18 protein-coding genes are annotated in these 25,584 nt (G+C 62.6%); 2 read left to right on the plus strand and 16 right to left on the minus strand.

Annotated features, from left to right (window positions below; all coding sequences use genetic code 11):
• Window positions 1-305 precede the first annotated feature (305 nt).
• On the plus strand, window positions 306-2,756 hold the full coding sequence (locus PLANPX_RS06640) for a hypothetical protein (RefSeq protein WP_152097977.1): 2,451 nt from the start codon (window positions 306-308) through the stop codon (window positions 2,754-2,756).
• Here the strand turns inward: PLANPX_RS06640 and PLANPX_RS06645 are convergent.
• Window positions 2,753-3,817, minus strand: a complete 1,065-nt coding sequence (locus tag PLANPX_RS06645) for a threonine aldolase family protein (protein WP_152097978.1) — start codon at window positions 3,815-3,817, stop codon at window positions 2,753-2,755. The genes PLANPX_RS06640 and PLANPX_RS06645 overlap by 4 nt on opposite strands.
• An 84-nt stretch (window positions 3,818-3,901) precedes the next feature.
• The gene (gene rpiB / locus PLANPX_RS06650; RefSeq protein WP_152097979.1) at window positions 3,902-4,333 is read right to left on the minus strand and encodes a ribose 5-phosphate isomerase B; all 432 of its coding nucleotides are present in this window, start codon (window positions 4,331-4,333) and stop codon (window positions 3,902-3,904) included.
• Between the two features lie 191 nt (window positions 4,334-4,524).
• On the opposite strand from rpiB, the gene PLANPX_RS06655 reads away from it, so the two are divergent.
• Window positions 4,525-4,917 (plus strand): hypothetical protein, encoded by a 393-nt coding sequence (locus PLANPX_RS06655; RefSeq protein WP_152097980.1) that lies wholly within the window; start codon window positions 4,525-4,527, stop codon window positions 4,915-4,917.
• A 6-nt stretch (window positions 4,918-4,923) separates the two neighbouring features.
• On the opposite strand, the gene PLANPX_RS06660 is transcribed toward PLANPX_RS06655, so the two are convergent.
• The 14 genes from PLANPX_RS06660 to PLANPX_RS06725 form a co-directional block, all read right to left on the minus strand.
• Complete coding sequence (locus tag PLANPX_RS06660) at window positions 4,924-8,367, minus strand: pyruvate carboxylase (protein WP_152097981.1); 3,444 nt, start codon at window positions 8,365-8,367, stop codon at window positions 4,924-4,926.
• Window positions 8,368-8,628: 261 nt separating this feature from the next.
• Window positions 8,629-10,098, minus strand: a complete 1,470-nt coding sequence (locus tag PLANPX_RS06665; protein ID WP_152097982.1) for an ATP-binding protein — start codon at window positions 10,096-10,098, stop codon at window positions 8,629-8,631.
• A 64-nt stretch (window positions 10,099-10,162) separates the two neighbouring features.
• On the minus strand, window positions 10,163-11,953 hold the full coding sequence (locus tag PLANPX_RS06670; RefSeq protein ID WP_152097983.1) for a sodium:solute symporter family protein: 1,791 nt from the start codon (window positions 11,951-11,953) through the stop codon (window positions 10,163-10,165).
• Window positions 11,954-12,142: 189 nt separating this feature from the next.
• Window positions 12,143-13,318 (minus strand): ABC transporter permease, encoded by a 1,176-nt coding sequence (locus PLANPX_RS06675; RefSeq protein ID WP_152097984.1) that lies wholly within the window; start codon window positions 13,316-13,318, stop codon window positions 12,143-12,145.
• 39 nt (window positions 13,319-13,357) lie between these two features.
• Complete coding sequence (locus PLANPX_RS06680) at window positions 13,358-14,518, minus strand: ABC transporter permease (protein ID WP_152097985.1); 1,161 nt, start codon at window positions 14,516-14,518, stop codon at window positions 13,358-13,360.
• The gene (locus tag PLANPX_RS06685; RefSeq protein ID WP_152097986.1) at window positions 14,515-15,231 is read right to left on the minus strand and encodes an ABC transporter ATP-binding protein; all 717 of its coding nucleotides are present in this window, start codon (window positions 15,229-15,231) and stop codon (window positions 14,515-14,517) included. The genes PLANPX_RS06680 and PLANPX_RS06685 overlap by 4 nt, the downstream gene beginning before the upstream one ends.
• 232 nt (window positions 15,232-15,463) lie before the next feature.
• Window positions 15,464-16,747, minus strand: coding sequence for an efflux RND transporter periplasmic adaptor subunit (locus tag PLANPX_RS06690; RefSeq protein ID WP_152097987.1), 1,284 nt, complete (start codon window positions 16,745-16,747; stop codon window positions 15,464-15,466).
• A 223-nt stretch (window positions 16,748-16,970) separates the two neighbouring features.
• Window positions 16,971-17,978 carry a 2-hydroxyacid dehydrogenase gene (locus PLANPX_RS06695; protein WP_152097988.1) on the minus strand — a complete coding sequence of 336 codons (1,008 nt, stop codon included), beginning with the start codon at window positions 17,976-17,978 and terminating at the stop codon, window positions 16,971-16,973.
• 192 nt (window positions 17,979-18,170) lie between these two features.
• On the minus strand, window positions 18,171-20,321 hold the full coding sequence (locus PLANPX_RS06700) for a family 2A encapsulin nanocompartment cargo protein cysteine desulfurase (RefSeq protein WP_198421849.1): 2,151 nt from the start codon (window positions 20,319-20,321) through the stop codon (window positions 18,171-18,173).
• Window positions 20,293-21,222, minus strand: a complete 930-nt coding sequence (locus PLANPX_RS06705) for a family 2A encapsulin nanocompartment shell protein (protein WP_152097989.1) — start codon at window positions 21,220-21,222, stop codon at window positions 20,293-20,295. Before PLANPX_RS06705 ends, PLANPX_RS06700 begins: the two co-directional genes overlap by 29 nt.
• 156 nt (window positions 21,223-21,378) lie before the next feature.
• Window positions 21,379-22,329, minus strand: coding sequence for a serine O-acetyltransferase EpsC (gene epsC / locus PLANPX_RS06710; RefSeq protein ID WP_152097990.1), 951 nt, complete (start codon window positions 22,327-22,329; stop codon window positions 21,379-21,381).
• 278 nt (window positions 22,330-22,607) lie between these two features.
• The gene (locus tag PLANPX_RS06715) at window positions 22,608-23,930 is read right to left on the minus strand and encodes a PQQ-binding-like beta-propeller repeat protein (protein ID WP_232536314.1); all 1,323 of its coding nucleotides are present in this window, start codon (window positions 23,928-23,930) and stop codon (window positions 22,608-22,610) included.
• A gap of 54 nt (window positions 23,931-23,984) precedes the next feature.
• Entirely contained in the window at window positions 23,985-24,992 is a 1,008-nt protein-coding gene (locus tag PLANPX_RS06720; RefSeq protein ID WP_152097991.1) for an aldo/keto reductase, read from the minus strand.
• 48 nt (window positions 24,993-25,040) lie between these two features.
• Window positions 25,041-25,439 (minus strand): cupin domain-containing protein, encoded by a 399-nt coding sequence (locus PLANPX_RS06725; RefSeq protein ID WP_152097992.1) that lies wholly within the window; start codon window positions 25,437-25,439, stop codon window positions 25,041-25,043.
• Between the last annotated feature and the right edge of the window lie 145 nt (window positions 25,440-25,584).

A 25,584-nucleotide genomic window follows, 5' to 3' on the forward strand; every position in this document is an offset into this window, starting at 1 on the left:
GAGGTCGAGCGGGGCGCCGGCGATCTGCAAACGCCGGCCCGCATGTGAGCAAGTCCGGCGGATCCGCATAATCGGTGCGATCCATCGCTAAACGGCCGCATCGCGGCCGATTCTGCCGGCGTCGACTGGCCGTTTTCGCGTGCGCCAGCCGGCAATTTCTGGACACGGCGCTCCGACCAATCAAACTGGAAAAGGTCGGCCCCCCGACGGGAACTTAGTTCCCCTCTTCAGTCGGGGCGAAGGATGCCGCACTCGAACGGCGTCGATCTTCGGACACCTTCCGCCCACGACTTTGATTGGCCGCCATGATTGCGAACGCACCTGCGCGACGCTGCGCACTTTCCTCGCCTCAATTTCGCCGCATTCGTGAACTCGTCGCTTGCGCGACGCTGGCCGTCGGCGCATTTGTCGCAAATTCAACGGATGCTGCGCTCGTTTATTCAGTAGGCGATGCGGAAGTCCTGTACACGGCCAATCAGCGTAACAGTCTGGGCTTGAACTACTGGGCCGACGGCAATCTTGGCGTCGTCCCGCTCGGCAACGGGCAATACGACTTCTACGGCGCCAATGGCAGCGCCCCCATTCGCACGACCGGCACGCTCGCAAATCCGGCGATGTCGAAGAGCACCGTCAACATCGCCGGCTTGCCGCCCGGCGCCTACAACTACGTGGCAGGCGGGCCAGTGTACACGGACCCCGCGTCCGGCAAGCGGTTGATGATCTATCACGCGGAGAAGCATGCGAGCAGCGGGCAAGACTTCTACAGTGTGCTGGGCATGGCGATTTCCACCGACTCGCAGGGGCTGAACTTTCGCGACCTCGGACTCGTCGTTGAACCAGACGTGCCGATGTCGCAGCGAACACAATCGATTGACGTAGGCGGCGGATCGTTCGCCGTGATGAACAACCAGCTTTACATTTACTACCGCGACTATCTCGAGGGGGGCGGCAGTAGCGAACTGGCCGTCGCGCGGGCACCGCTCGCCGACATCTTCAACAACGCGTCGACGTACCAGGGAACCAGCTTCTCAAAGTACTACGACGGCGGCTGGACGCAGCCAGGTCTCGGCGGCAAGTCATCACCGCTGGAAGTCGGCAACCCCGGCAACGCCTGGTCGAGCGTTTCGTACAACGACTACCTGGGCGGGCTGGTAATGATGAGCTCCGCTTGGCCCAATATGAACGGAAACAACGATCTCTACATGTCGTCGTCGACCGACGGCGTCACGTGGTCGCCGCGGCAGGTCGTGGTTTCCACCCCCGGCGAGCAGATGTATCCCACCTTGATCGGCACTGGGGCCGATCCGACCCACACGGGGCAGAGCTTTTACGCTTACTACACCGACAGCCAGGCAGGGGCGTGGAATCGTTGGAGCGACGCAAAGCTCGTCCGGCGGTTGATCACGCTCGATCCCGCGACGAACAATCCGAACCCCAATCCGAATCCCCCGACGCCGACTTGGACCACCGTCGCCGACTATCAGGACGATTTTAAGACCGGCGGTCCGGCGACCGGTTGGAAGTACATGTGGAACACCGGTGCGGTCGGCGACGCCAGCAAGTACGTGCCACTGCAATGGAGTTCCTCGGCCAACGCCTATAACACGACCGGCGGAGCGACGCGGGAGTGGAACGGCACTCTGCACAACGACGATTACCTGATGCTTAACGCCGAAGGCGGGCATCCCGGTCGGCCGGGGAGTTATACGATTGCGGGCTACACGCTGCAAGCTGACGACGGCGCCGGCAAGTATCGGCTCACGGGCAGCTCGATTATGAAAAACGATACCGTCGCCTTTCCGGGTGAAGACGGCCTGACGATGCTGTTCTATCTCAACAACACGCGCTTGGCGTCGGTAGACGTTTCAGAATTTTCGCTGGGGACGAACTTCGATCGAGATCTCGGCTCGCTCAAGGTGGGCGATACGATCTACGTGATGGTCGGCTCTGGCAAGAACAACAATTACGATCTGTTCCGCGACTTCAACTTCACGCTGCAGAAGTACGACTCATTGCCGGCCTCTGATCCGAATCCGATTCCGCAACCGGTGCAGCAGTGGCAATCGGTCGCGGGTTTTCGGCAAGATTTTAAGACCGGAGGGCCGGCCGCTGGTTGGAAGTATCAGTGGAGCTCGTCCGGCAAACTCGGCGATGCCAGCAAGTTCAGCGATCTCAAGTGGAGTTCGATCGCCGGCGCTTACAACACCACCGGCGCTGCAACGACTTCATTCAACGGCAAAGCCCGCGGCGACGACTATCTCACGCTCGGCCTCGATGCCGGACATCCGGGGCGAGCCGGTTTCTACACGATTGCCGGTTACACGCTCCAAGCAGACGACGGAGGCGGCGTCTATCGTCTGACCGGCGGCACGCTCTCGAAGGGCGACGCCTCCAAGATCGGCGATGAAGATGGCTTGGAACTGATGGTGTTCGTCAACAACACGCTGATCGGCTCGATCGAATCAATCTTGACCGACGGTTCGATCAAGTCGTTTGTGCGAGACCTCGGCCAGCTGGTCGTCGGCGATACGATCTACGTGATGATCGGTTCGGCGAAGAATCAAAACTACGATGCGTTCAGCAATTTCAACTTCACGATTGAACGCTGGACGACGGTTGCCGGCAACAACGGCAGCGGCGTCGGCGGCGACATCATTTCCTCGATTCCGGAGCCGGCCAGCGCGTCGCTGATGGTCGCCGCGGCGGTCGGCGTGGCGGCCAGCTCGCGCCGGCGAGCCGGGCGTTGCGTCGTCTAACGCGCCGAGATCACGACGCTAACGTCGGCGAGCAACTCATCGACGTCGGCGAGAGCCGTGGCCCACGAGCACATGAATCGCGCCGAACCGCGGCCGATGAAGGTGTAATAGCGCCAGCCGCGCTCGGCAAGATGCCGGTGGACTTGCTCCGGCAACGCGACGAACACCGCGTTGGCGTCAGTGGGATGCAGCACCTCGACGCCGGGCAGTCGTTGCAGTCCTGTGGAGAGCCGATGCGCCATCGCGTTGCCGTGGCGTGCGTGCTTGAGCCAAGCGTCGTTGGAAAGCAGCCCCAACCAGGGGGCGGTGAGAAATCTCATCTTCGAGGCGAGTTGGCCGGCCTGTTTGCAGCGGTACGCGAAGTCGGCTGCCAGTTTTCGATTGAAGAAGATGACCGCCTCGCCGATGGGGAGGCCAATCTTGGCGCCCCCCAAGCAAAGGACGTCGACCTGCGCGGCGCGGATGATCTCTCCAGGGGGAACATCGAGCGCAGCGACGGCGTTGGCGAAGCGAGCGCCGTCCATGTGGACCTTCAAACCCAACCGTTTTGCCGCCGTTCCTAGTTCCGCCAATTCGTCCAGCGTGTAGACGGTGCCAAGCTCCGTTGATTGCGTGATACTGAGGACGTGCGGCTTTGGATAGTGAATGTCGGTTCGCCGCGTCACGAGTTCCTCGACGGACGGAACCTCGAGCTTGCCATGCACGGAAGTCGCGAGCAGCAGCTTGGCCCCGCCGGAAAAAAACTCAGGTCCGCCGCATTCGTCGGTTTCCAGATGCGCCACGTCGGCGCAAATCACGCTGTGGTAGGGCTGGCAGCATGTGGAGACAGCCAGAGAGTTCGCCGCGGTGCCGTTGAAGACGAAGTAGACGTCGCAGTCTAAGCCGAACAGCTCGCGCAGCCGATCGGCAACGGCGGGCGTATAGGCGTCGTTGCCGTATGAGAGCTGGCAGCCTTCATTGGCTTCGAGGAATCCCGCCAGCGCCTCGGGGCAAGCGCCGGCCGTGTTGTCGCTGGCGAACTGGCAGCCAGGTTGGGTTTTTGCCGCAGCGTTGCCGTTCATCGTTGGTCGTTCCGGCTCTTGGCCGCCTCCACCATCCAATTGACTGAAGCGTTAAGCGCCCAGCGTTGTGGCGACGCCATCAGGCTACACCGCGTCGATCAGATCGATCCGCCGCTGATGGCGGCCACCTTCGAACGGCGTTGCCAGCCAGGCGTCGACGATGTCCAGGGCCATCTGTTCGGTCACCATCCGTTCGCCGATTGAAATCACGTTGGCGTTGTTGTGCTGCCGGCCGAGCTTGGCGGATTCCAGGTTCCAGCAGAGGGCGCACCGGACGCCTTTGACGCGATTGGCGACGATCGCTTCGCCGTTACCCGAGCCGCCGAGGACGATGCCGCGCTCGCACTCGCCGCTCGCCACCGCCTCGGCTGCGGGGCGGATGTACAGGGGATAGTCGACGGCTTCAGGCGAATTTGTGCCGAAGTCCTTCACCGTATGACCTGCCGCTTGCAGGTGCGACTTGATCAGTTCTTTGTAGCGGTACCCGGCGTGGTCGGAGCCGATGGCGATGTTCATGGCAGCGGATTCAGACGATTAGGTAGAACAGTTGAGAAGCGGCAATTCTAACCCCCGCTCCACGCAGCGCCGACCGGGCCGGCTGCGGAACCCCCGAGAAATTGCCGAACCGTCGACGGCGTCGCCGCGAGGTATAATTATTGACGGCGACGCCCCGACGGCTGTCGCGGCCGGGACAAAGGAAGCTACCTGTGATTCGTCACGTCTTCAACTACGAATCACGCAGCGAGCCGTTGTTGTCGCGCAACGGCTTTGCGCGGCGGCTTGGCATCAATTTGCTGGCAGCGTTCGTGCTGATCGCGATTTCGCTGCTCGCCGGCATGGCGGGGTACCATCACTTCGAGTCGATGGCGTGGATCGACGCCTTTGCTAACGCCTCGATGATTCTCTCCGGGATGGGACCGCTGCAGCCAATGGAAACGTGGGGCGGCAAATGCTTTGCCGGCTGGTACGCCCTCTACAGCGGTCTGGCGCTGATTCTCATCAGCGGCCTCATCCTCGCGCCGATTCTACACCGGCTAATGCACCGCTTTCATCTCGATACCGAAGATGATGAAGAGGCAGAAGAACGCGGTTCCAAATAACGGCGCCTACGCGAGCGTGATCAGCAGGTCGCCTGCTTGAACTTGGCTACCCGTGCCGACGTGCACGGTCGCCACTTCGCCGTCGGCGTCGGCGGCGATCGTCGTCTCCATCTTCATCGCTTCGAGCGTCATCAGCTTTTGCCCCTTGGCGACCTTCTCGCCCGCTTGCACGGCCACCAGCACTACCATGCCCGGCATGCTGGCGCCGATTTGCTTGGCGTTGTTTGGATCGGCCTTCGCCGACACAGTCGCTTCGTTGACGAGCGACTTGTCGGTGACGGTCACTTCGCGCGGCTGGCCGTTGAGTTCGAAGAAGACGCCGCGAGTGCCGTCTGCGTGCGGTTCGCCCACGGTGAGGAACTTGATGATCAGCGTCTTGCCCGGCTCAATGTCGACGGCGATTTCCTCTTGCGACTCCATGCCGTAGAGGAACACCGGCGTCGGCAGCACGCCCGTGTCGCCATAATGCTGCTGATGCTGAGCGAACTGCTCGAACACCTGCGGATACATGAAGTGCGACACGACGTCTTGCGGCGTCGGCTCGCCTTCGGTCAGCTTCGCGATGCTTTCCTTGGCCGCGGCGAAGTCGGCCGACGGCAGCGTGTCGCCGGGGCGGCCTTCCACCGGTTTCTCGCTGCGGAGAATGCGGGCCTGTACCTCCGGCGGGAAACCGAAGACCGTTTGCCCCATCTTGCCGCCAAGCAGGTCGAGCACCGACCGCGGGAACGCCAGCTCGCGCTCGCTTGCCATCAAGTCAGTGCAGCTGAGATCGTTCGCCACGAGGAAGAGCGCCATATCGCCGACCGCCTTCGACGTCGGCGTCACTTTGACGATGTCGCCGAACAGTTGATTGACGTCGGCGTAGACGCGGCAAACTTCCAGCCACCGCGACGCCAAGCCGAGTGCCTGAGCCTGTTGGAACAGGTTCGTATACTGCCCGCCCGGCATTTCGTGCTGGTAGAGGTCGGCGCCGGCGGCGAGGATCGGGCTTTCGAACGGGGCATAGAACTCGCGGGCCTCGCGCCAATATTCCGAGATCGCGTCGAGCGCCTCGGCGTTGAGGTTCGACGCCCGCGGCGTGAACCGCAGGCCTTCGACCATCGTGTTGAGGTTCGGCTGCGACGTGCCGCCCGACATCGAGGCGAGGGCGCCGTCGGCAATGTCGAGGCCGGCCTCTGCCGCGTTGAGGATCGAGGCCGCTTGGACGCCCCCCGTATCGTGCGTGTGGAAGTGAATCGGAATGCCGATCTCTTCCTTCAGTGCCTTCACGAGCACCGACGCCGCATGCGGCTTGCAAAGGCCCGCCATATCCTTGATCGCGAGGATGTGGGCGCCCATCTGCTCAAGCTCTTTCGCCAACTCGACGTAATACTTGAGGCTATACTTCGACCGCTTGGGGTTAAGGATGTCGCCGGTGTAGCAGATCGCCGCTTCGCAAATGGCGTCGGTCTGCTGGACCGCTTCCATCGCGACCCGCATGTTGGGCGTCCAGTTAAGGGCGTCGAAAATGCGGAAGACGTCGATCCCCGCCGCCGCCGACTCGCGGACGCATTCCCGCACGACATTGTCGGGATAGTTCGCGTAGCCCATGGCGCTCGAGGCGCGGAGCAGCATCTGGAACAAGATGTTCGGGATCTTCTTACGCAGCAATTCGAGTCGTTGCCACGGCGATTCCTTGAGGAATCGCATCGAGGTGTCGAAGGTCGCCCCGCCCCACATTTCGAGCGAGAAGAGGTCGGCGCAGTTGCGGGCGTAGGCGTCGGCGATCACCGCCAAATCGTAGGTGCGGAACCGCGTCGCCAGTAGCGACTGGTGGGCGTCGCGCATCGTCGTGTCTGTCCACAACAGCGGCTTCTGCTCTTTGACCCACTTAGTAAACCCGGCGACGCCGAGTTCCTTCAAGCGGTCGCGCGTCCCCTTGGGGAGCGGCGCGTGCGTATCGGCCTCCGGCAGCACCGCCGGCTCGCGGCGACGAGCGCGGGGCTGGCCCTTCACGATCGCGTTGCCGTTGACGATCACGTCGCCGATGTAGGTGAGCAGCCGCGTCGCCCGATCGCGGCGTGGGACGAAATCGAAGAGCGACGGCGTCTCGTCGATGAACCGCGTCGTGCAGTCGCCCGCAACGAACGTCTGATCGGTGATCAGCCGAGTGAGAAACGGAATGTTCGTCTTCACGCCGCGAATGCGGAACTCTTGCAGGCAGCGCTCCATGCGGTGCGTCGCGTCGACGAACGTGCGGCCCCACGCACTCACCTTCACCAGCAGCGAATCGTAGTAGGGGAAGACGACCGCACCGGAAAACGCCGTCCCCGCGTCGAGCCGCACGCCCATGCCGCCGGCCGACCGGTAGTGAGTGACGCGGCCGTAGTCGGGCATGAAGCGATTCGAAGGATCTTCGGTGGTCACGCGGCACTGAATCGCAAAGCCGGTCGTCTCGACGGCCGACTGCGCAGGAATGCCGATCGCCGCATTACTGAGCGGTTCGCCCTGCGCAATGAGAATCTGCGAGCGGACGATGTCGATGCCGGTCACTTCTTCGGTGACCGTGTGTTCGACCTGAATCCGCGGATTCACTTCGATGAAGTAAAGCTCGTTCGTGTCGGCATCAACCAGGAACTCGACCGTGCCGGCGTTGTCGTACTTCACCGCGGCGCCGATTTGCACCGCGGCTTCGCAGAGACGTTCGCGCACACCCTGCGGCAGGTTCGGCGCGGGGGCAATTTCGACGACCTTTTGATGTCGCCGCTGCACCGAGCAATCACGCTCGAACAGATGGACGAGATTGCCATGCTTGTCGCCAAGGAGTTGCACCTCGATGTGGCGGGCTCGTTTGATGAACTTCTCGACGAAAATGTCGGGACTGCCGAACGCGGTAAGCGATTCGCGACGGGCCGATTCAAACGAATCGGCAAAGTCTTTCGCATCGTTGACGACGCGCATGCCGCGCCCGCCGCCGCCGTGGGCCGCCTTCAAGATAATCGGGAAGCCGAGCTTCTCGGCAGTTTTCAAACCATCGGCCGCGTCGACGATCGGCTTGTCGCTCCCGCCGAGGACCGGCACGCCGATCCGCACGGCCACTTCGCGAGCCTTGATCTTGTCGCCGAGCGTCTCGAGTAGTTCGACCCGCGGACCAACGAAGATGATGCCGGCGTCGGCGCAGGCCTGGGCGAACTTCGGGTTCTCCGACAGGAAGCCGTAGCCAGGGTGGATCGCGTCGATGTCGTGCTGCTTCGCCAGCGCGATCACGCCGTCGATGTTGAGGTACGACTGCAGCGGCTGCCCTTCCTTGCCCACCGGGTAGGCCTCGTCCGCTTTGAAGCGGTGGAGAGCGTAGCGATCCTCGTGCGAGTACATCGCCACGGTGCGGATGCCGAGTTCGTGGGCGCTGCGGAAGACGCGGATGGCGATTTCGCTGCGATTGGCGGCGAGGAGTCTGCGGATTGGTTTCATGTGGCGAGAAGCAGTGGCGGCGAGAATTCGAAAAGGCGACCCGTGATTGTCGCATGCTGAGAGCGAATTTTCGAGGAGGTCTCTGGACGAGATTGGCGTCGATACCGCTCGCTGCCGCTGCGCTTTAGCCTCGGGCTTCGCCCGGGGGTGGGTTGCCATTCCGCGATGCGTTACCTCACGTAGCGCGACCCCCGGGCGGAGCCCGGGGCTAGAGCGAGGCAGCGATTTGCCATGGAGCTCCGGCGGGTCGTTGACCCGCGGCTACAGGCTGGCTTGCACGCGGTGTTGCTCGGCGAGGGCGTAGTCGACGAGGCGGCCGCAGAATTCGTCGGCGGTTTTGATCGGCTCGCGTTGTAGCGGTTCCACGAGGTAGGCAAGCCGCAGCAGGTCGTCGCCGGCCAGCGCGTGGCAGGGGGCGACGCCTAAGAATCCGAACCCCTCTTCCTCCAACGCTTCTGCGACGGACGGCGTCGCGGGATCGCTTAGCGGCAGTTCCGCGTAAACGACTTCGGCGTGCGAGCGTTCGACGATCTCGCGTTTCGCGTGGCGAATTTGGTGAGCCGTATCGCCGCCGAGCAGTTCCGCGCGGATCGTGGCATGCGTCGCCGAGATCGAGATGCGGATGGCGCCGTGGCCGGCAGCTTTAGACGCCGGCCCGAAAGTCGCCGCGGCGCCGAGCTTTGCGTAAATTTCCGCGACGATCGGCTGATGACGCTCGGGGACGAAGATCGTCCGCGGCAGCGGCTCAGTGAGCCAGTGGAAGAACATCAAACAAGTGATACGCTGCGGCAAGTCCGTCGAAATGTTGCGGAACTGCTGGGTGCGGGGGGCGATCGCCAGATCGACGCAGCAGAGGCGGCCGTCGTGGCTGATGTTCGACTGCTGAGTGCGCGTGTGAACCGCCACCGCGTCGGCGAACCAACCGAGGAGTTCCAAGCGTGCAGCTTCGGCGAGCGCTGCTTCCTTCATGCGGTCGAGCAGCCCGCGACTGCGATGCGACGGGTCGACGACCGCTTGTCCCCCTTCGACCACCGGTCCGTCGACGCCGCGCTCCAGGGCATAATGGCCTACGACGATTCCACCTGCTCCCACGGCGACGAACGAAATCACCGTGCCGGCGGCGTCTTGCGCGGCGACGCGGTCGGGGTAGTAGACGTCTTCATTAAGGTAAGTGTTGCCGTAGGCGCGGTACATCAACTGCGAGACTTGCACCGCCTCTTCAGGCCGCATGCGGCGAATTTCGTACTCTTGAGGCGGAGCGAGCGGCGCTTCGGCGTTAAACGGCGTCAATTCAGCCGCACCGTCGCTATCGGCGATATGACTGTCGTGCAGCCACTTGATGATCTGAATCGCTTTCCCCTCGCGGCCGAAGCCGATCCAGTGGATCTCGTCGACGGCCTCCAAGCCGGGCCATGCCAGTGAATGGACGCCGGCGGGTTGCGCCGCATCGTGCAGACGGCGTTCGAGCGCGGCGACGTCTTGGGGCAGGCCGTAGTCGCGGATGCGAAATTCGAGTCTCCCATTTTCTTCGGTCACGCGCAGTTTCACTTCGCCTGCTTCGCCGTCGGGGTAGGCGTTCGCGATTGCATTCTCAGCCGCCGCGAAGATGCACTGCGCCAGCTTGTCGGCCGTCGCGTCGTCGAACGGGTACTGGCGGAGCGTCTCGCGAACAAAAGCGTTGAGCGCCGGCAGCGTCCGCGGGGTGTTCGAGAAGAGAAGCTGAAGTTGCATGCGAATGGCTGGGGTTGAATTCGGTAGCCGCGGGTCAACGACCCGCCGGAGCGGTGAGCCGCGGCTACTCTTGTTGCAAGTTTAGGTTACGGGAGATGATCGCGGCGCAGACGCAGGCGAGGGCGAGCAAGCCGGCTCCGGGAAGCCAGTTTTTGAACACCAAGTGCCCGATGCCGAAGAGCGACGAGTAAATCAGCGTGCAGCCGACGATCCAATTGGCGAACTGCAGGCCGATGCTTTCGCTGGGTTTGGCATGGGCGGGATTCACGAGCGGGCGAACCGGCGCCCAACCTGGGCCTGCCGGGCGGACTTGTTCGTAGAAGGCAATCAGCTTCGCCTGCGGCTCGGGGCCGGTGAGGTAGGTGACGGCGACCCACGCAATCGTCGTCACGATCACCGTCGTCAGCAGAATGTAAGCGAACTCTTGCTCGTCGTTCGAACGCCACTGCAGCGGTCCGAGTTGCAGGAAGAGCGAAACGCTCGCCGCGACGACCATCGCTGCGACTTCCGACCAAGCATTAATCCGCCACCAATACCAACGCAGTAAGTAAACCGTTCCGGTGCCGGCCCCGGTGACGAGCAGCAGCTTCCAGGCGTCTTTGATCCCTTTCTCGTGCAGTCGCAGGTAATAGGTGACGAGCAGCGAGACGATCATGATCAGCACGGTCGCCAGTTGTGAGGCAAAGACGTAGTGCCGCTCGCTCGCGCTACGTTTGACGAAGGCGCGGTAGAAGTCATTGATGACGTACGAGGCGCCCCAGTTGAGATGCGTGGCGATCGTCGACATGTAAGCGGCGGCAAATCCCGCGATCATGAAGCCTCGCAGACGTGGCGGAAAAATGTCGGGGTTCATGAACATCGCGATGTAGCTTGCCTCGCGATCTTTGCTGGCGGCGAGTTCGGGCGAGAGGATGAGCGCGGCGAGCGCCGTCAAAATCCACGGCCACGGCCGCAACGCGTAGTGGGCGACGTTGAACCACAGCGTTGCCAACACACCGTGGCGTTCGTCCTTCGCGGAAAAAATTCGCTGCGCAACGTACCCGCCGCCGCCCGGTTCGGAACCGGGATACCAACTCGCCCACCAGCTCACCGCGAGATAGGTGCCGAGCGCGACGGCCGGCAGCCAAGCGGAGTTGAGCGGCGGCAGGAAATCGAGCCGCGAGCCGCTCCGGCCGCTCGCCCCGTCGAGGGCGATAATCTTCTCTTGCAGCGCATCAACGCCACCCGCGGCCTGCACGGCGTAGTAAGCGAGCAAGATGACCATCGTCATCTTGAGCGCAAACTGCAGCATGTCGGTCACTAACACGCCCCACAAACCTGCAAGCGTCGTGTAGAACGCAGTGAAAACGAGGATGCCGACGAGGATGTAGAGCGCCGTCCGATCGTCGACGCCGAGGCTGGTTCGCAAGATGGTGAGCATCGCCAGGTTCACCCAGCCGAGGATGATGCAGTTGATCGGAATGCCGAGGTAGAGGGCGCGAAACCCGCGCAGAAACGCCGCCGGCTTCCCTGAGTAGCGTAGCTGTGCGAACTCGACGTCGGTCATCACGCGGCTGCGGCGCCACAGCCGGGCGAAAAAGAAGACGGTCATCATGCCGCTCATCACCAGGTTCCACCACAGCCAGTTCCCCGCGATGCCGTTGTCGATGACCATGCCGGTCACTGCGAGCGGCGTGTCGGCGGCGAAGGTCGTGGCGACCATCGACGTGCCGGCCAGCCACCAAGGGGCGTTGCGACCCGAGAGGAAAAACTCGCCAACGTCGCCGCCGGCGCGGCGGGCGTAGTAGAGGCCAATGGCCAAGTTGGCGGCAAAGTAGAGGGCGATGACGGTCCAGTCAAACGGCGTAAGCGTCATGGGGCCTCGCGTCGAGCATGGTCAGGTAGCCGCGGGTCTACGACCCGCCGGAGTGGCGACGATTGGACGTTTGACCGCCGCCGATCTCGCGTTTATCGTCGGGCCTACTTTAGCATGTTCGCGCGCTGATGCAGCCTCTGGCGGCGGAGAATCGTTCGGCGTCCGCTCCGGCGGCTCGTTGAGCCGCGGCTACACTTCGCGGAGGGCGTCGACGACTTTCATGCGGACGGCGCGGAAGGCGGGCAGGAAGCCGCCGATGAGGCCCATCACCACGGCCAGGAGGATGCCCTGCAGGAGGATCATCGGGCCGAAATCAAACGAGAAGGCGACTTCCGTGAATGTGCCGGGGTTCATCGTGCCTGTTTGAATGCCGCCAAGCAGGAAGTTGACGCCGAGCGCCGCCAGACAGCCGAGAGCGGCGCCGGTGACGCAGAGCAGCAGCGACTCGAGCATGAACGCGAAGAGAATGCTAAAGCGGCCGAAACCGAGGGCGCGAAGCGTACCGATCTCGCGAGCGCGTGACGCGATGGCCCCGTACATCGTGTTCGCGACGGCGAACATTGCGCCGACCGTCAACACGAAAGCGATGATGTAGCCGACGAACTTGATCAGGCTGCTTTGGGCGGCCTGCTCGGCGTAGTACTGCTTTTCCGTGAGCGCTCCGAGATCGATCTGCTCGTCGTTCTTAATGTGGTTAATCAGCCGTTCTTGATCAGCTGCGCTGGCTGCACGGAACTGCATGCTCGACATTGCCCCGGTTCGCTTGGCGATCTGCGCGAGCACTGCCTGGTCCGTCCAAATTTCCGATTCGACCGCTCCGCCGCCGGCTTCAAAGATGCCGACAACCTCGAACTCGGCGCCATCCACCTTGAACTTGTCGCCCAGGCCAAGATCCTGGAAGCGGTTCGCCATGGCGCGGCTGACAATCGCTTCCCGCACTCCCTCTTTAAACTCGCGGCCTTCGACGATTGTCATTTCTTTGCGTAGCGCACGCGAGACGCTGTCGACGCCGCGAACGGAGACGTTCACTTTGATTTCCGCGCCGCGCCGCGGCAAATACGCGAAGACGACCAGTTCTGAAGCGGCCAGCGGCGTGCCGGCGGCATTCGTCGCAATGCCCTTCAGCGCTTTGATCTCGCGCGCAGCGGACTCGGTGACGGCGCTCACCGCCTCGGAGGTGGAACCTTTCCGCAGGACGATCACGTCGAGCGGCTCGGCGGCGATTTCGAGCGTTTTGTCGAGACCTGACGACAAGCCAAACGCAAAAATGCTGGCCCACACGACCATCGCGATGCCAAAGATGGTCATCAGTGAGCCGACCTTGCGGGCGCGGAGACTGCGAACGTTGTATTTAAGCGGAACCATGGCGGCTACCGGAGAATGAATGCGGTGGGCGAGTCGAAACTACACGACCTTGCGAAGTCCTTCGATGACGCTGACGTGGGCGGCGCGCCAAGCAGGGATGAGGCCGCTGAACAGGCCGATGGCCGCGGCGAGCGCGACGCCCCACAGCGCGGTTCTCCAGGGGACGTAGAACATCGCCAGTCCTGGATCGACCGCACTCATGTCGATGTACCAGAACAAGAACTTCGTGCCGACCCCGCCGATCAGTCCGCCGAGCAGGCCGATGGCGACCGACTCGGCGAGAAACATTCCGAGAATGGTGTTTTGGTTGAACCCGATCGCTTTGAACATCGCGATCTCGCGCGTCCTCTCCCGCACAGCCATCGCCATGGTGTTCGCTGCGACGCAAACGAGCGCGATGACGATGGCCGTCGCCGTCATGCGGATGAAGCCGCGGACATTGCCCATCATTTCTAAGAACGACGCGCCGAATTCCTTCTCGGTCATCGGCTTGACTGGCGCATCCGAACTAGCAAACGAACTCTCAATCGATTGCATCACCGGCGACATCTTCGACGCCGAGTCGGTCCGCAACATAATAATGCCTGCGTTGCCGGCGTTGGGCGCTCGCGCTTCCTTCAGTGACTCGTCGAAGTAGTCGAAGTGAAACACGAGCCATGAACGGTCGGACGTTTCAGGTCCGTCGAAAATTCCGCGGACGGTGAGTTCGAGATCGACGGGGTAGATGTTTCCTTGCAACGGAATTTTATCACCGACCTTCCAGCCTTTGCTCGCGGCGAGCAGCGTCCCCACCAGGCAACCGGTTTTATCGGCTTGCCAGGCGGCAATCTGGTCGGGAGGGCAGGTGAACTCCGGGTAGACTTCGAAGAAAACCTTCGGATCGGTGGCGAACTGTGCGAACTGAGTCCGTTCTTCGCGATAGTTCCCGCCAAACCACGACATCGGAATCGCATTCTTCACGCCAGATTGGCGGCGAACGCGATCGACGTAGGCGATTGGCAACTGGCCAGCTAGCCCGCCTTCATGCAGCACGGCGACGCGGTTGTACTGCGCGGTGCTGTTCGCCATGTCGTCCTGCAAATCGAGGAACGCATAGAGCAGCATCAACGGAAAAAGGCTGATTGCAATCGAAATCGCCGTGAGCGTCGAGCGAACTTTGTTGCGAAATACGTTCCGCAAGATCAGCGGGAAATACTTCATCGCGTCGCCTCCAACGCATCGATGTCGGCCTGCACGAAGGTACCTTTTTCAAGATGCAACAAGCGCTTCGCGCTGCGGGCCGCCTTCGGATCGTGCGTCACCATGATGATCGTCGTGCCGAACTGTTCATTCAACGATTGCATGAGCGCCAGGACTTCCTCGGCGCTCTGAGCGTCGAGGTTACCGGTCGGTTCGTCGGCGAGCAGCAGCACGGGGTCGTTGGCCAGTGCCCGAGCGATCGAAACCCGCTGCTCCTGACCGCCGGAGAGTTGCCGCGGGTAGTGATCGGCGCGGTCTTCGAGGCCGACGATTCGCAGCGCTGCCGCAGCGTGCTTGCGGCGTTCGCTCCGCGACAGCGGAGTCAGCAGCAGCGGCAACTCGACGTTTTCAAGTGCCGACAGCACCGGCATGAGGTTGTAGTTCTGAAAGACGAAGCCGAGATTCTCGCTCCGCCATTTGGAGAGGCCCGCTTCGGAGAGATCTCCCAGGTTCTGGTTGTTAACGATCACATCCCCGGTGGTGGGGCGGTCGAGGCCTGCGCACAGATTGAGCAGCGTCGACTTGCCGGACCCGGAGGGGCCCATCACCGCGACGAAATCGCCGCGGGGGATGTGGAGCGTAGTGTTCGTGAGAACGGGAATTACGACCTTCTCACGCCAGAAGCCTTTGGTGACGTCAACGAGCTGAACGACGCTGTCTTGGTGATCGGACATGACTGCTTAACGATCCCTGGCTTTTGGGGGATTTAACTGCCAAGGACGCCAAGGACGCCAAGGAGAAAGCTTGGCGAACGTGCGAGCCGTGGCGAATGCGAATGATCTGGTCAGTAAATGAAAGGTATTGTTGCGGATTTAGACAACGAACGCGGTCGGCTCACTGTTGGGACGAAGATCGCGGAGTTGTATTCTCCCTTGGCGTCCTTAGCGTCCTTGGCGGTTCAAGTCCTTACTCCGCCATCTTCACCTGCGCGCCTTCCTTGAGACCCGGCGGCGGCGAGGTAACGAGCATTTCGCCCCCTTTGAACGGCGAGGCCATTTCGATCAAACCACCGTCGGCGTCGCCCTTGGTGGTCACGGAGACTTTACGCACTCGGTCGCCTTCGAGGACCCAGGCGAATTTTTCCTCGCCCTCGCCCTGAATGGCGGTCACTGGAGCAAAGATCCCTTTGCGTTCCGATTGGTTCGCGTCGCCTTCCTTTTGGTCGGGCAAAAAGAAGACTGTCGCGCTCAGCTCGGGGAACAGCCGTTCGTCGGGGTTAAGGATCGCGACCTTCACCTTGACGATGCCGCGGGTGCGGTCGCCCATGGGGATGATTTCGCGGAGCTTGCCGCGGTAGCGGTGATCGGGGACGGCGTCGACGACCACCTCGGTCGGCTGGCCCTTGCGAATCTGCCCCAGATAGTCTTCTTTGACGTCGGTGTCGACTTCGAGTTCATCAAGTTTGGCGAGCGTGATCACCGAGCCGCGGCCTGAACTGGCGCCCATCCCGCCCGGCATAATCGATTCGCCCTTCTCGGCGTCCTTTGTCACCACCGTGCCGTCGAACGGGGCGTAGATAAACATGTTGCGAATCGCCTCTTCCGCCTCTTTCACCGCATTCTTCGCCGCCGCGACCGAGGCTTCGCGAGCTTGCAGGATCGTCTTGTTCGCGTCGCGAGTCGTTTGCGCCTTTTCCAGCGCGGCCTTTGTGCCGGCGTTACGCTTGAAGACGTCTTGCTCGCGGTTGAAATCGCGTTGCGACTGCTCAGCATTGAACTTGGCTTCGGCAACTTGAGCTTCCGCCAAAGCGACCGCGACTTTGCGCGATTCGAGCATCGCGTCGAGGTCGGCATGCTCAAGCTCGGCGAGTACGTCGCCCGCCTTCACTTCGGTTCCTTCTTCAACCGGGATCTCGGCGATGCGGCCCGGCACCTTGGCGCCGACGGCGGCCTGCCAACGCGATTCGAGATACCCCGTGGCGGTCAGCTCCGTCTTTAACTGGCCCAGCGTCATGACGCGCACTGAATCGACCGCAACTTCCGGCAGCGGGAACAGCTGATCCTTCAATGCCACGTAGCCCGCGGCGCCGATTGCGCCGAGGATCGCCAACAGCAGCAGCCCCCACGCCAGGAGCGCGAGCGGCGAACTGCGGCGAGCCTGGCTGCGGTCGATTCGCAGCGACGAAAGCTCATCGCGCAACGAACCAGCTTTGACATTGGGCAGGGTAGGGGAGGGCGATGTCGAAGACATGGCGGCGGGCGGAGCGGAAGGAGGGACTGCGGGAAACCCATAGGGTAACGATGTACAGGCAATCTGTCATCATAACCCAAGGAGTTCGTTGGGGGAGCGGCAACATTGCCCGGTAAAAGAGGGCAAAATCGCAGCCCGACAGCGGCGCTCGCGTTCGGCCGGAGAGCTTTCCAGTTGCGAAGTATGAAATCCCTCCCCTAGTCCCTCCCTGCGAGGGAGGGGATTATTTTGCTGCATGAGCGGCGGTCACTTCGTTCGCCAGCGTCTCGCCTCGTTCGAATGCGGTGAGATTGTGCACCGTCGTCTCGGCAATGTTTCGCAACGCCTCGTCGGTGAAGTAGGCCTGGTGCCCGGTGATCAGCACGTTAGGGAAGGTCAGCAACCGCTGAAAGATATCATCCTGGATAATCGTTTCGGACAGGTTCTCGAAAAAGAGGGGCGCCTCTTGTTCGTACACGTCGAGCGCCAGCGAACCAATATGGCGATTCTTCAAGCCACGGATGACCGCCTCGGCGTCGACGAGCCCGCCGCGGCTCGTGTTCACGAGCATCACGCCACGCTTCATCAGCCCGATCGATTCATCGTTGACGAGGTGGTATGACTCGGGGGTGAGCGGGCAGTGGAAGCTGATCACGTCGGAGTGCCGCCAGATTTCATCGAGCTCGACGTACGATCCGCCCTGCTCGATGAGCTCGCGAGATTGAAACGGATCGTGCGCGATCACTCGACAACCAAGTCCCAGTAGCGACTTCGCCAGGATGACGCCGATCTTGCCCGTGCCGACGATGCCGACCGTCTTTCCGTGCAGATCAAACCCCAGCAGGCCGTGGAGCGCGAAGTTCCCTTCGCGAACCCTGTTATACGCGCGGTGAATCTTGCGATTGAGGCAAAGGATGAGGGCGAGCGTATGCTCGGCGACGGCGTAGGGCGAGTAAGCCGGCACGCGGACGACTTTGATGCCATGCTGCTCCGCCGCCTTCAAGTCGACGTTATTGAATCCCGCGCACCGCAGCGCGATGAGCCGACAGCCTTGGCGGGCGAGTCGCTCCATCGCCACGGCGTCGCAGCCGTCGTTCACGAAAATGCAGACCGCGTCGGAACCGGTTTGCAGCACCGCGGTGTGTTCGCTCAGTCGCTCGTCGAGGTAACGGAACTGATGCTGGGCTTCGAGATTGGCCGCGTCGAGAAACTGCCGGTCGTACGGCTTCGTGCTGTAGACGGAGATGTGCATCGCGGTTGACTCTCGTTGCGGGTGGAACTGGCAAGTTCTTCTTGCGTGCTCAAGTAGAACATCCCGCCGCAACGATTTTTAGCCCCTGGCTCCGCCAGGGGGTAGCGTGACGTTACGTAACGCTTTGCGGAACGCGAAATGACCCCCGGGCGGAGCCCGGGGCTAGGAAGGCGGTCAGCTAAGCCACCTGCCTTACGAGCGGTACCCAATGCTGCCCGACTTTACGTGGTGAATCGCCTCGACCAGGCGGTTCACGTCGTCGACGTTGTTGTACATCGCCAGCGACGGCCGCACGGTCGACTCGACGCCCATGCGGCGGAGAATCGGCTGAGCACAGTGGTGCCCCGAGCGAACCGCGATCCCTTCGGCGTTGAGCGCCTTGCCGATCGATTCGTTCTCGTGCCCGGCGAGGGTGAACGACAGTACGCTCGCCTTCTCGGGCGCGGTGCCGATCAGCCGCAGGCCGTCGATCGATTGCAACGCCCGCGTCGCGTAGACGAGCAGGTCGTGCTCGTAGCGGGCGATGTTTTCGATGCCGAGCCGTTCGACATAGTCGATCGCGGCGCCAAGGCCGACCGCATCGGCGATGTTGCCAGTGCCTGCTTCAAAACGATTCGGAGCCCCTTGGTAGATCGTCTTCTCGAAGGTGACGTCCTGAATCATGTTGCCGCCGCCCTGCCACGGTTGCGTCGACTCGAGCAAGTCGCGCTTGCCGTAGAGGACGCCGATCCCGGTGGGAGCGAATACTTTGTGGCCGGAGAACACGTACCAGTCGGCGTTCAGCGATTGCACGTCGGCTCGCATGTGCGAGACGGCTTGGGCGCCGTCGACAAGGACGCGGGCGCCGTAACGCTGCGCGATGGCGACCATTTCCTTCGCCGGCGTGATCGTGCCGAGGGCGTTCGACACCTGCGGGAACGCCACGAGCCGCGTCCGCGAGGTGAACAGCTTTTGGTACTCGTCGAGCAGAATCTGCCCGTCGTCGTCGACCGGGGCGACGCGAATGCGGGCGCCAGTCTCTTGGGCGAGCATCTGCCACGGCACAATGTTGGCGTGGTGCTCCAGGTTCGTCAGAACGATTTCATCGTCCTTGCCGACGTGCTGGCGTCCCCAACTCTTGGCGACGAGGTTGATCGCTTCGGTGGCGCCGCGGACGAACACGATCTCGCTACTTGAGGAAGCGTTGAGAAACTTCGCCACCTTGTTGCGTGCGTCTTCGTACGCATCGGTCGCGCGAGCGGCGAGTTCGTGGGCCGCGCGGTGGATGTTCGAATTTTCGTGTTGGTAGAAGTACGCGATGCGGTCGATCACCGACTGCGGCTTCTGCGTCGTCGCGGCGTTGTCGAGCCACACCAACGGATGGCCGTTGACGCGTTCCTGCAGAATTGGGAAGTCGCGACGGATGGCTTCGACGCTAAACGGCTGATGCAGCGCCAGGCCGCCCGTCGGGATCGGCTGGCTCACGCGGGGCGCCGACGACGGCAGCGAGACTCCCGGCACCGGCAGCAAATCGCTCGGCGGCGCGGAGAACCGCGCGAACTGGTGAGCTTCGTTCAGAAAATAGAACGTTGAGCCATCTTCGACGCGATTCACGGCGTGCGACGACGCGGGAACCACCGACGGACCGCTGTTGACGCCGCTGGCCGGCGCGCCGCTGCGATTGGTCGGCACGCCCGAGATGTTGCTGTGCTCCAGTGCCGATTGCAGGCGATCGTCGTCGACCGATTGCAACGTCTGCGGCGGGTGGCCGCCAGGGAGCGACACGCCGCTTTGCTGTTGGCCGGCGGTCGTCGGAAACGGCGGCGTGGGCGACGCCGTGCCGCCGCCAGCGTTCAACGAACTCTCTGGCGTTAAGTCTAATCCACTCACTGCCGGCGTTCCTGGTAACTGCGACGTCGAGCCGAATCCAGACGCCGGCACGTGCGGTTGCGTTACCGACGGCGAACCGAGGCCTTGCGCAGTACTTGGAATTGCACCGCCAGGGAATTGCGCCGGCGCTCCACCGCTGCCCCCCATGAACCCCTGCGGAGAGGATGGCAGCGGCGCACCAAACCCGCCGGCTGAACCGCCGGGCGTGAAGCTGTTCGGACCCGCCGGCATTCCGGGGACCGAGCCAGGCGCTCCGCCCGGCACGGCTCCGATCGACAACGGCTGCATGCCGTACGCCGCGCCCCCGGGAGGAGCGGCGTACAGTTCGTTCGCCAAACGGGTGAGCGCACCCTCCAGCAGCGTGCCATCGCAAGGAAGGCTGCGGCCCAACTGCGGTTGAGGCAGCGAGCCCGTGCTCTGCGGCAAGCCGGCGGGGAGGTCGCGACTACTTGCTGTAGAGATGTTGATAGTCATGGTACTTTCCGATTTCCACGTTATCGAGCACGCCGAGCGCATCTTCCGTCATGACGACGGCGGAGCAATAAAGCGACACGAGGTAAGATGCGATCGCCTTGCGGCTGATGCCCATGAAACGGACGGAAAGTCCCATCCCTTGCTGGCCCGGTAGGCCAGGTTGGTAGAGGCCGATGACGCCTTGGCGCGACTCGCCGGTGCGCATCAGCACGATGCTCGTCTTGCCCCCTTCGGTGCCCAGCTTGTCGCAGGGGAAGATCGGGATGCCGCGCCAAGTGATGAACTGCGAACCGAACATCGTCACCGTGGCCGGAGGCACGCCGCGGCGGGTGCATTCACGACCGAACGCCGCGATCGCGAGCGGATGGGCCAGGAAGAAACCAGGTTCCTTCCAGACGCGGGCGATCAGCTCGTCCATGTCGTCCGGCGTCGGCGGGCCGCTGCGGGTCTTGATCCGCATGCCGGGCGCCGTGTTGGTGAGCAGGCCGTACTCCTTGTTGTTGAGGAGTTCGCTCTCTTGGCGTTCTTTGACCGTTTCGATCGCCAACCGCAGTTGCTCGCCGATCTGGTCGTGCGGCACGCTGTAGAGGTCGGAGACGCGGGTGTGAATGTCGACGATCGTCGTCACCGCGCTGAGCATGTACTCGCGGGGATTTTCGTCGTAGTCGACGAACGTTTCAGGCAGATCTCGCTCATCGCGGCGAGAGCAGGCGACGGTGACGCGCGAGGCGTCCTTCACCTTGTTCAGGCGGTAAATGCCGGCTTCCACCGGAACCCACGGCAGGAGATGCGTCAACCACCGGGGGGTGATCGTCGACATCTGCGGCGGGGTCTTCGTCGCGTTCGCAAGTTGCCGTGCGGCGACGTCGCCAAGCGCAAGTTGGGGAGGGGCGTCGGCCATAGATTCCTTCCTTCTCGTATGGGGCTTCAGTCGTCTGAAGCGGTGGAGGCAGTCGGCCGACCAGCGTTAGCAATCGGCCTGCGTCAGTGTTTTAGTTTCGCGCTTCAGAAAATAACAGTGGTTGCCAGCCGCTAGCAAACGGTCGGCAGTGATTTTTTAGATTCCGCCGCCGTCGTCGAACGCTTCGCTGCGGTTTTTAGCCTGGGTAATGTTGCTGCCCGGCGGGACGCTGCGCGTTAGCCAGACGTTGCCGCCGATGACCGAACCTTTGCCAATCGTGATGCGGCCGAGGATCGTGGCACCGGCGTAGATCACGACTTCGTCTTCGACGATCGGATGACGGGCGTTGCCTTTGAGCATGGCCCCGTTTTCGTCGGTGGGGAATCGTTTGGCGCCGAGCGTCACGGCTTGGTAGAGCCGCACCCGCTCGCCGATGATCGCCGATTCGCCGATGACGACCCCGGTCCCGTGGTCGATGAAAAAGCTCCCGGCGATTTGGGCGCCCGGGTGAATGTCGATGCCGGTCGTCGAGTGAGCGACTTCAGCGATCATCCGCGCCAGCAGCGGCGCGCCCAGACCATGCAACACATGAGCGAGGCGGTGGTGGGTGATCGCCGTGACGCCGGGATAGCAGACGAGTACTTCGTCGACGCTACGGGCCGCGGGGTCGCCTTGGTACGCGGCGCGAATGTCGCTTTCGAGTAGCTTGCGCACCGCTGGCAACTGCGAAGCGAACTCACGCGTGATCGCGATTGCGGTCTCGCGAATCTCGGTAGGGTTCGACTCCAAGGCGGCGGAGAATTGCAGTTCCCGCCGGACTTGTTCCAGCAGTTCCCGCAGCGTGAGGTCGAGCGTGTTGCCGACGAAGTAATCGACGCCCTCGTTCGTCAGGTCAGGGAGGCCGAGGCGATTCGGGAACAGGGCCGCCGAGAGCCCGTCGAGGATGCCGGCGAGCGCCTTCTGCGAGGGGAGCTTCGCGGGGCGATCGCCGAACCGCCGGCCCGGCGCCGCCATTCGCAGCGACCGTAGTTGCGCAACAATCGAGTCGATATCCCAATGCAGCGCATGGGACTCGTGTTCGACCGCCTTGTCGGAAAAACTGTTCATAGTTGGCAAGCCGACGCCGGTGGGCGGCGGCACTGCATCCATTCGCGTGCGTGAAACGAAAAAAGCCGGCGACCACCCTCAGGGCGATCGCCGGCTTCCGGTTTTTCCAGTCAGCGCAAGCAAGCTCTTCTATGTCTGAAGCGATCAACTTAGCGATCGCAGCGGCGCAATGTCAACCCAATTCACGCCGTCGACCATGCTTCCCGCAGGCTCATGCCCGTCACATTTACTTGGTTGGCCAGCGTTCGCCGCGTTGAGAAGCTACGGCCGCTTGGCGCCTATTTCTTTGCGATGTCGTAACAGAGCAACACATCTTGGTCGCGAACGTAAAGCTTGCCGTTGGCAATCACCGGATGCGCCCACGCCGGCACGTTGGTGCGGTCTGGCGGATCGAAGCGCCCGACCTCGACGTACTTTTCCGCGTTCGGCTGGATGAGGAGCATCGTGCCGTCCTCGGTGCGGTAGTAGAGCCGACCATCGGCGAATGCGATCGAGCCCTTGCCGACGCGGGTTTCGCCGCGGCGCTCGTCCCACAGCACGTCGCCATTCTCAAAGTCGAGACAGATGAGATTGCCGCCGCCGTTGCCGCCGTTGGCGCCGTAAAGACAACCCTCGAACAAAATGATGCCGCCGTGATGGTTTTGCATCCGGTTGGTGAAGTAGACCTCCTCGGCCTCGATTTCGTCGTTGGATCCCTTGCTAAGCTTTGCCAATCCGCCGCCAGCGCCGTAGGCCGAGGCGGCGAAGACCGTGCCGTCGTGGTAGAGAGGCGTCGTGCAGTTGATGCCGTTGCGGTTGGCCGGTTTCGCATACTCCCACAGGAATGCGCCATCAGAGGCGGCCACGCCGATGAGCGCCTGCGCCGTCAGCTGCACGTATTGCCGCTGCCCCTCGAAGTCGATCGCGATTGGCGAGGAGTAAGCAGCCTTGGGGCTGCCTGGCGCCTGGCTTTTCCAGATTGTTTCGCCAGTCAATTTGTTGAGCGCGACGAGCGTGGCGTCCTCGCCGCCAGGCGTGCAAATCAACCGATCGCCGTCGATAAGCGGCGACTCGCGGAAGCTCCACATTGGCGTCGTCCCGCCAAAGTCGTCGACCAAATTGCGATGCCAGACAATCGTCCCGTCCGCCGCGCGGAGGCAGGCCAACTCGCCGCCCATCCCGATGACGTAGAGCAATTCGCCGTCAACGGTGGGGGTGCCGCCTGGCCCTTCTTTCGACTGCGGCATGCGTTGCTCGACGGCTGGGCCAATCGCTTGCTCCCACGCGACTTTGCCGTCGGCCTCGTTGAGCGCCCAGACAATTTCCTCGCCATCGCGGGCGCTCATGCCGTAGAGCCGCCCCGCAGCGATGGCGGGAGCGCTATCGCCGCCGCCGAGATTGTCGACGCGCCACGCGAGGGGCGGGCCGCCCTCGGGCCATTCTTGCAGCAAGCCTTGCTCGGCCGACATGGCGTTCCGATCGGCGCCCTGCCACTGCGGCCAATCGGCCGCCGTTGCAGTAGCGGTCCACATGCACGCGGCGGCGATGTTTGCCAACGCGCACAAGAACCCGATCGAACGATCGCGCGGACTGCGATATTTATCGAAGGCGATATGCCTCATGTTGCACTCACTCCTCACAACGAAGCAGTTCGTTTCAAGTCGCACGCCCGCGGCCTAGAGCCCCGTCATCTTCTCAAGCTTTTCCGGATAGCGCGTGCCCTGCACCGTGATCTTAGCGGCCGCGGCGTCGATTTCATCCAGGTCGCCCTGTGAAAGTTCGACGGCGGCGGCGCCGAGATTTTCTTCCAACCGGTTCAGCTTGGTTGTACCGGGAATCGGCACAATCCACGGTTTCTGAGCAAGTAGCCAGGCGAGCGCAATCTGTGCGGGCGTCGCCCCCTTTCGCTTCCCGATGGCGCCAAGCAAATCAACCAGCGCCTGATTCGCCTGCATGGCTTCCGGCGTGAACCGCGGCAGCATGTTGCGGAAGTCGGCGCTGTCGAGCTTCGTTTCTGCGTTCATTGCGCCCGTGAGGAATCCCTTGCCGAGCGGGCTGTAGGGCACGAAGCCGATGCCGAGTTCTTCCAACGTGGGAATGACCTCTCGCTCCGGCGTGCGCGTCCAGAGTGAGTATTCGCTCTGCAACGCGGCAAGCGGCTGCACCGCGTGGGCTCGGCGGATCGTCTGCACGCCTGCTTCCGACATGCCGAAGTGTTTTACCTTACCCGCTGCGATCAGTTCCTTCACCGCGCCGGCGACGTCTTCAATCGGCACCGCGGGATCGACGCGATGCTGATAGAACAGGTCGATCGTCTCGATCTGCAGCCGCTTGAGCGATTCCTCGGCGACCTGCTTGATATGCTCTGGTCGGCTGTTGAGCGCCGGCGCCCCGCCTGGACTGCGGAAGTTGATCCCCTCGCGGAGATCGAATCCAAACTTTGTGGCGATCACCACCTTGCCGCGGAACGGCGCGAGCGCTGGCCCGACCAGTTCTTCGTTGAGGTAGGGGCCGTATACTTCGGCCGTATCGAAAAAGGTGACGCCGCGCTCCACTGCAGCGTGCAGCAGCGACGTCATCTCTCGCTGATCCTTCGGCGGGCCGTAGGAAAAGCTCATTCCCATGCAGCCAAGGCCGATGGCGGAAACTTCGAGACCGCTGTTGCCAAGCTTGCGAGTCTGCATTGCCTTCTCCCGGTAATCGTGTACGCGAACGAACTATCCGCCTCAGGTTCATCCAGCGCGATATTGCTCGTCGGAGACCTGCTCCAACCAATCGGCCGCCTTGCCATCGAGCGTTTCCGCAATCGCGAGGTGCGACATTCCCGTAGTCGCCGTGGCGCCGTGCCAATGCTTTTCGCCCGGCGGAAACCAGACGACGTCGCCCGGCCGAATCTCCTCTACCGGCCCGCCTTCACGCTGCGCCCAGCCGCAGCCGGCCGTGATGATCAGCGTCTGGCCGAGCGGGTGGGTGTGCCAAGCTGTGCGAGCGCCTGGCTCGAACGTGACGTTCGCAGCGAAGACGCGCGCCGGGGCCGGCGCTTCGATCAACCGATCGATCCGCACCGAGCCGGTGAAGTACTCAGCTGGCCCTTTACCGGAAGGCTGTGAGCCCGCGCGAGTGATCTGCATCGGAGTGAACTCCTGAATTGGTCTGAGTATTCAAGTTCAGGTAATTAGTCGAATAATCGGGTGCCACTGGCGTGTCGCCAGTGAGAAGTGCCAAACGAGTACCAACTTCTGCACTGGCAAGATGCCAGTGGCACCCCTTCGTTTA

The organism is Lacipirellula parvula (assembly GCF_009177095.1).
Taxonomy (GTDB): domain Bacteria; phylum Planctomycetota; class Planctomycetia; order Pirellulales; family Lacipirellulaceae; genus Lacipirellula; species Lacipirellula parvula.

Coding starts and splice junctions, on each gene's coding strand:
- PLANPX_RS06700 (WP_198421849.1), bottom strand. CDS start 20,321: ATGACTATCAACATCTCTACAGCAAGTAGTCGCGACCTCCCCGCCGGC.
- PLANPX_RS06690 (WP_152097987.1), bottom strand. CDS start 16,747: ATGTCTTCGACATCGCCCTCCCCTACCCTGCCCAATGTCAAAGCTGGT.
- PLANPX_RS06715 (WP_232536314.1), bottom strand. CDS start 23,930: ATGAGGCATATCGCCTTCGATAAATATCGCAGTCCGCGCGATCGTTCG.
- PLANPX_RS06695 (WP_152097988.1), bottom strand. CDS start 17,978: ATGCACATCTCCGTCTACAGCACGAAGCCGTACGACCGGCAGTTTCTC.
- PLANPX_RS06640 (WP_152097977.1), top strand. CDS start 306: ATGATTGCGAACGCACCTGCGCGACGCTGCGCACTTTCCTCGCCTCAA.
- PLANPX_RS06665 (WP_152097982.1), bottom strand. CDS start 10,098: ATGCAACTTCAGCTTCTCTTCTCGAACACCCCGCGGACGCTGCCGGCG.
- PLANPX_RS06680 (WP_152097985.1), bottom strand. CDS start 14,518: ATGAAGTATTTCCCGCTGATCTTGCGGAACGTATTTCGCAACAAAGTT.
- PLANPX_RS06725 (WP_152097992.1), bottom strand. CDS start 25,439: ATGCAGATCACTCGCGCGGGCTCACAGCCTTCCGGTAAAGGGCCAGCT.
- PLANPX_RS06705 (WP_152097989.1), bottom strand. CDS start 21,222: ATGGCCGACGCCCCTCCCCAACTTGCGCTTGGCGACGTCGCCGCACGG.
- rpiB (WP_152097979.1), bottom strand. CDS start 4,333: ATGAACATCGCCATCGGCTCCGACCACGCCGGGTACCGCTACAAAGAA.
- PLANPX_RS06660 (WP_152097981.1), bottom strand. CDS start 8,367: ATGAAACCAATCCGCAGACTCCTCGCCGCCAATCGCAGCGAAATCGCC.
- epsC (WP_152097990.1), bottom strand. CDS start 22,329: ATGAACAGTTTTTCCGACAAGGCGGTCGAACACGAGTCCCATGCGCTG.
- PLANPX_RS06675 (WP_152097984.1), bottom strand. CDS start 13,318: ATGGTTCCGCTTAAATACAACGTTCGCAGTCTCCGCGCCCGCAAGGTC.
- PLANPX_RS06645 (WP_152097978.1), bottom strand. CDS start 3,817: ATGAACGGCAACGCTGCGGCAAAAACCCAACCTGGCTGCCAGTTCGCC.
- PLANPX_RS06670 (WP_152097983.1), bottom strand. CDS start 11,953: ATGACGCTTACGCCGTTTGACTGGACCGTCATCGCCCTCTACTTTGCC.
- PLANPX_RS06720 (WP_152097991.1), bottom strand. CDS start 24,992: ATGCAGACTCGCAAGCTTGGCAACAGCGGTCTCGAAGTTTCCGCCATC.
- PLANPX_RS06685 (WP_152097986.1), bottom strand. CDS start 15,231: ATGTCCGATCACCAAGACAGCGTCGTTCAGCTCGTTGACGTCACCAAA.